At 42.9% G+C, this 6,025-nt stretch carries 6 protein-coding genes; 1 reads left to right on the top strand and 5 read right to left on the bottom strand.

Going from position 1 to position 6,025, the window contains the following annotated elements; genetic code table 11:
- Window positions 1–1,209, bottom strand: a 1,209-nt coding sequence (gene ligA / locus VK541_RS12300; protein ID WP_324370463.1) for an NAD-dependent DNA ligase LigA, incomplete at its 3' end; no start/stop codon positions are given.
- A gap of 20 nt (window positions 1,210–1,229) precedes the next feature.
- A complete protein-coding gene (locus VK541_RS12295) occupies window positions 1,230–1,946 on the bottom strand; it encodes an ACP phosphodiesterase (protein ID WP_324370461.1) in 717 nt (238 codons plus the stop codon).
- 86 nt (window positions 1,947–2,032) lie between these two features.
- On the opposite strand from VK541_RS12295, the gene tyrS reads away from it, so the two are divergent.
- The gene (gene tyrS, locus VK541_RS12290; RefSeq protein ID WP_324370459.1) at window positions 2,033–3,319 is read left to right on the top strand and encodes a tyrosine--tRNA ligase; all 1,287 of its coding nucleotides are present in this window, start codon (window positions 2,033–2,035) and stop codon (window positions 3,317–3,319) included.
- A 42-nt stretch (window positions 3,320–3,361) separates the two neighbouring features.
- Here tyrS and VK541_RS12285 read toward each other — a convergent pair whose 3' ends face one another.
- From VK541_RS12285 to VK541_RS12275, 3 genes are all read right to left on the bottom strand, one after another.
- Window positions 3,362–4,345: an acyl transferase gene (locus VK541_RS12285; RefSeq protein ID WP_324370457.1), complete on the bottom strand. Its 984-nt coding sequence runs from the start codon at window positions 4,343–4,345 to the stop codon at window positions 3,362–3,364.
- 28 nt (window positions 4,346–4,373) lie between these two features.
- Window positions 4,374–4,724, bottom strand: a complete 351-nt coding sequence (locus VK541_RS12280; protein ID WP_324370455.1) for a hypothetical protein — start codon at window positions 4,722–4,724, stop codon at window positions 4,374–4,376.
- 3 nt (window positions 4,725–4,727) lie between these two features.
- Window positions 4,728–6,025, bottom strand: a 1,298-nt coding sequence (locus tag VK541_RS12275; protein ID WP_324370453.1) for a penicillin acylase family protein, incomplete at its 5' end; no start/stop codon positions are given.

Here is a 6,025-nt window from a genome sequence, read left to right as displayed (position 1 = left end):
CGGATAAATGACCCGGGTTGCCCCGGCTTCCCTTTTATCCAGGTTTACATTGATGATTTTTGGAATGATCTCTCCGCCTTTCTCCACAAAAACGCTGTCACCTATATGCAGGTCCAGGCGCTCTATTTCATTTGCATTGTGCAGCGTCGCTCTTTTTACAGTAGTACCTGCCAGCTGTACCGGTTTTAAATTTGCAACAGGCGTTACCGCTCCCGTGCGCCCAACCTGGTAAGTTACCCTTTCGAGAATGGTTTCTACCTCCTGAGCTTTGTATTTATAAGATATCGCCCAGCGCGGAGATTTAGCCGTAAAACCCAGTTCCTGCTGCTGCGCATAACTGTTGACCTTGATCACTATCCCATCTATGTCATACGACAATTTGAACCTTGCGTTTTCCCAGTGTTTGATGAAAGACAGCACATCTTCTATACCATCGCTTATCTGTGTGTGTTCGCAGACATTAAATCCCCATTGCTTTAAATTTTGGAGACTTTCCCAGTGGTTTTTAAAATAATTTTTATCTGTATTTAATGAGTACAAAAAGCAATCAAGCGGCCGTTTGGCGACTTCTTTTGAATCCTGCATTTTAACCGTTCCGGCAGCAAAATTTCTGGGATTGGCATAAGGCACTTCGCCGAGCTCTTCACGCTCTTTATTCAGGCGTTCGAAAGCGGCCCTGTGCATAAATATTTCACCTCTGATCTCAAAAAGCTGGGGAACCTCTGCATCGTCCAGCTTGTGCGGGATGTTGTTGATCGTTTTAATGTTTGTGGTTACGTCATCGCCTTTTGACCCGTCTCCGCGTGTAACTGCCCTTATAAGCCTGGCATCTTCATAGGTCAGGCTTATGGACAAACCATCAAACTTGAGTTCACAGACATACTCGAAGTTGTCGCCAATTGCCTTTTTTACCCGCTCATCAAAATCTCTTAGATCCTGCTCATTATAGGTGTTTCCCAAAGAAAGCATGGGCCATCTGTGTTTTACCGTAGTAAAGGTTTTTGTAATATCGCCGCCAACTTTCTGAGTAGGAGAATTTGGATCTGCAAATTGCGGGTTTTCCAGCTCCAGTTTATGGAGTTCCTCCAGTTTTTTATCAAATTCATAATCAGCAATGGTTGGCATCGCCAGAACATAATAATTGTAAGTATGCTGGTTAAGGTCCCTAACCAGGGCATCCATTTTGTCTTTTACATCAAATAGTGGCATTTAGCGAAGATACAAATTAGCTATTGCAGCTTATGGAGATTTAGTTGATTTATTTGCAATTCAATTTTATCGAATATTGAATGATAGTTCCCGGCAATCGCATCTTTAAAAACATTCAATCCGTCAGTTAGCAAAACCAGTTGCCGGTCGGTAAAAGGATTGTCCCATAGCCGCATACAAATACGGTTCAGCGCATACGATATGTTTTCGATCTTTTGATAACTAAGCAAGTATTTACCGGAAATAAAGCTGTTCAGAAAGTTGAAAAAGACCGCTGTATCCGCAACCGCACAATTTTGCAGAAAAGCGTCCAGCGATTCCTGATCAGCTTTAGCCAGGTGCTCATAAAATGCATTGATGCTGACAATCCCATCAGTAATCAAGAGGTGATCCAAAAGCAGTTCCAGGCCTATGTGTGCCAGGAAAAAAGGTTTCACAGGACTATTTTCAAAAACAGGAAGCAGGATCTGCTTTAATGTATTTGTCTGCAATTTAAAAAAGTCGGAAGAATGGAAAATGGCATCTACCTGTATATGTCTTTCCCAGCCTTTAAGTATGGAAAGCTGATTTGGGTCTTCCTCAAAGCGCTGTTTATCCTTAAGGGGATAGAGATTGCCATCTTTTTGTGCATTTTTTACTAAATCAGGCAAAACAACGCCCATTACCATGTTTTCATCTGGGTTGTCCTTCTCAAAATAAAAATGCGACAAAAAGTTCATTGCTTTAAAAGTAACCATTTTAGTTCGGTTCAACAGTTTTTCAGTACTATTCAATTTAACGGATACCGTACCTTTTCCTATATTTGCGCCAAAAGGATATTAGAATGACCAATTTTGTTGAAGAATTACGCTGGAGAGGTATGCTGCAAGACATCATGCCGGGTACTGAAGAAAAGCTGAATGAAGGAATGACCTCAGGGTATATTGGATTCGACCCTACTGCAGATTCTTTACATGTTGGACATTTAACCCAGATCATGACCCTTATTCACTTTCAGCGTGCAGGCCACAAGCCTTATGCCCTTGTTGGAGGTGCTACAGGTATGGTCGGAGATCCGTCCGGCAAATCCGCAGAACGAAATCTTCAGACAGAGGAGATGGTGGAGCATAACCTCAATGAGCTCAAAAAGCAACTGGCCAGATTTTTAGTATTTGATGACAGCGGTAATGGTGCCGTAATGATAAACAACGCGGATTGGTTTAAAGATATGAGCCTTTTTACCTTTATCAGGGACATTGGTAAACACATCACGGTCAACTATATGATGGCCAAAGATAGTGTCAAAAGACGCCTTGAAGGGGATTCCGGTCTTTCCTTCACGGAGTTTTGTTACCAGCTGATACAGGGTTACGATTTCTATTACTTATGGAAGCACCACAACTGTTTGGTACAGATGGGCGGTTCAGATCAGTGGGGAAATATTGTTACCGGGACGGAACTCATCAGAAGAAAAGACGCAGGTACAGCTTTTGCCATTACTACACAACTCATTAAAAAAAGCGACGGCACCAAATTCGGTAAAACGGAAAGCGGAGCAGTTTGGCTTGACGCAGCTAAAACCTCACCTTATAAATTTTACCAGTTCTGGCTGAACGCATCCGATGATGATACCAAAAAATGGATCAGGATATTTACACTAAAGACGCGTCAGGAAATAGAGGCTTTGGAAACTCAGCATGACGCTGCTCCTCATTTGAGGACATTACAAAAAGCGCTGGCTGAAGACATCACCGTAAGGACACATTCAGCTGAAGCTTTAGAAACCGCCATCAAAACATCTGAATTCCTTTTTGGAAACGGCTCATTAGAATTCTTCAAAACTTTAAATGAAGAACAGATCCTGGAAATATTTGAGGGTATTCCTCAGTTTACCATTTCCAGAACAGAACTCGAGCCAGGCATAGATGCGGCAACACTGCTTGCAGAAAAATCAGCTGTGTTTGCATCCAAGGGAGAGGCAAAGAAGCTGATCCAGGGCGGTGGAGTATCTGTAAATAAAGAAAAGTTAAATGATCCCGCACAGCGGATTACCGGCGCCGGTCTTTTAAATAACCAGTTTATTATTGTCCAAAAAGGCAAGAAGAACTATTTTCTGCTCATCGCAAAGTAACCGGCATAACTTATCCTGCAAAATTAATCGGGCAGTTCCGGTTTAATCAACAAGCAGGTTACAGCCTCTGATATCTGCATTGTCAAAACGTCCAAGAACTTCAAAAGAACCGTCAGGAAACACACGCCCGAGATCCTGGGTAGCTATAAATGCACAGGAATTGATGTTGGCCAGGTCAATCACATTGATTCCGCCCGTTTTATTGACAGCAAGCAAACTTAAGGGATCGTTGGTATCCCTGAGCATTATCCTCATCCAGGGCGGGCAATTAAATATCCCGTTGCCTTTAGAATAAGCTTGAGATAACAATTCGGTCATTCCATATTCGCTGTGAATTGTATTTATCCCAAAACCATTTCGAAGTTCTTCATGAAGTTCTTCTCTGACCATTTCCTTGCGCTTGCCTTTCATGCCCCCTGTTTCCATCACAATGAGCTCAGGAAACTCCATCCTGTATTTTTCAATAAAATCCAGTAAAGCATAAGTAACCCCTATCAAAATTGTTTTTTGACCGGTCAGCTGAAGTCCTTTTAGTTTAAAATAAAGTTCATCATGATTGTGCAGAAAGTATCCGCTGTCAGGATGCTTACTCTGCCGGATCAGCGCATCTACCATATAGATTAAAGAAGAACCCTCTCTTTCCAGGTAGGAAGGAAGTAAAGCCAGAAAACAAGTGTCTTCAACGCTGCCGTAAAACAGCTCAAATGTGCGGTTGAAACTTTGATCGTAAATACCTGCATCGGTTACCAGATGTCTGCTCTGCGCCATTCCAGTAGTTCCCGAGCTGCTAAACACGGTCTCGACCTGATCTGAGGAATTCAGTACATCATGTGTCTTGAAAAAGGCAATTGGCAGGTAAGGTATTTGTTTCAAATGTTTTACATCATCAGGGTTGATGCCCAAATGACCGATAAATTGTTTATAGATGCGGCAGTTTTCAGCCTGGTGACGGAATACTTGCAAGGCCAGATCCTCAAAAGATCCTGAATTATTTATAGAGAAAATTTGCCTGATTAAATGCTTCACAGGTACAAAAATACATACAAATCTTTAATTAGACCTGAGCTTTCTTGTGGAGCAGGGCTTTTCTGAAGTGATAACCGCAATACCCGCTTATACCAGAAGCAATTGCACCCAGCAGGGCGCTTATCGCGAGGATCAGCCACCACAGCCTGACCCCAAACATTTCTGCGACCCGCATCGCCAATATATTATTGTTGGGCAGGCTTTTAAACAATGCCACTCCCGTCCACAGGACCAGTATTGCCAAAAATGGCGACCAAAAAGCTATCTTTCCGGTTTTACCTACCAATCCGCAGGCGGCAAATGAAATGACCACAACTATCCACCAGGGTAAAATCATTTGCAGTAAAAAAGACGCGATTAAAATTATCAGGAATACCATAGGTTATTTTTTGGAGATTTTTAGCCTGGAGATTATTTTTGCCGACGGATCGTCCGCAGACTGCATGAAGAAAAGATCATAAAGCTGTCCATTGGCCCAGGTATCAATCATGTTGTCGTAAAATTTGCTGCCCGGATTGCCAGATTGTCCGCCGGGGAATACGCCGTGTCCTTTAGGTGATTTTCCCAGCTCCACTACCATCCTCCAGGACGGCCCGTTACTTTCACTCAACGCATTAATGGTCATTTTTCCGCCCCCTATCATTAAAGGTTTAGAACCAAAACCGGGTATCTTAGCCAGGTGCGGCACATTCGTGTGTTTCACATTTGCCCATTCCCAATCTTTTCCAATAGGTCCAAATCGTCTTTCCAGCGTATCACATGCAAATTTAAAGGACTCCATCACAAGGTCATTTAAAGTTTCCTTAGCGGGGGTATTTATATTGTCTATCCATTTGGAATTTGGCTCATTCAGGATCAGCTGGACCGTTCTGTCCCTTGACGGATACTTCATCGGAATATTGGCCACTGTAAATTCATCATACCAGATGTTTTCCTGAAGTCTTTTGGTCCAGAAGTCAAATATGCTGGCACCAACCGCGTTTGCGTTGTAATATTTATCCCATTTGCTGACAATCGTCAGTCCTTCTTTTTGAGTCGCATTGAGTTTGCTCTCATCAACCATTTTAAGCACCGCAGGCAATATATTCTGGGCATGAATGCTATAACTGTCCGTTTGCATCCTTCTGATGCTGTCCGCCGTTGCGCGGGTCATTACGGTGAGCCGGTCATTTATCCTTTTTCCCCGTTCATACGGACTAAACTCCCAATTGATGTAATATGGATAAGACTGATCAGTTGAAGACTGATTGGCCGAGCTTACAAAGCCCCGTTCCGGGTTTTTGACTGTCGGGTTTTGCTCCGCCGGGATCCAGCCACGCCAGTCATTTTTAGGATCAGAGCCATCGAGGATGAACTTGCCCTGATCTTTCCATTTTAATGGAAACTTACCGTTGGCGGTGATGGCAATATCATTATCGGCAGATGCGAATATAAAATTTTGGGCAGGAGCAGTGTAGTAACTAAGCGCTTTGCGGTAATCATTATAGTTGTTTCCGCGGTTCAGCAGGTAGAATGTCTTTAATTCGTTTGATTTTTCATGTGCGATCCAGCGAAGTGCATTTCCAACAGGAATATTATTGGACCTGGAGAAGTCTTTGGGTTTTTGCAGGTAAACCACCGGTCCGTGATGCGTATAGAAAACCGTATCAATCTCTGTAGCCCCACCTCTTATTTTAATTT

This window comes from Pedobacter sp., assembly GCF_035317785.1.
Taxonomy (GTDB): Bacteria; Bacteroidota; Bacteroidia; order Sphingobacteriales; family Sphingobacteriaceae; genus Pedobacter.
The sequence above is the reverse complement of the archived record's forward strand: the minus strand, read 5'-3'. Positions and strand labels throughout refer to the sequence as shown.

Excerpts from the sequence above, each read along its gene's own strand:
- VK541_RS12280 (WP_324370455.1), bottom strand. The coding sequence starts at position 4,724 with ATGGTATTCCTGATAATTTTAATCGCGTCTTTTTTACTGCAAATGATT.
- VK541_RS12295 (WP_324370461.1), bottom strand. The coding sequence starts at position 1,946 with ATGGTTACTTTTAAAGCAATGAACTTTTTGTCGCATTTTTATTTTGAG.
- tyrS (WP_324370459.1), top strand. The coding sequence starts at position 2,033 with ATGACCAATTTTGTTGAAGAATTACGCTGGAGAGGTATGCTGCAAGAC.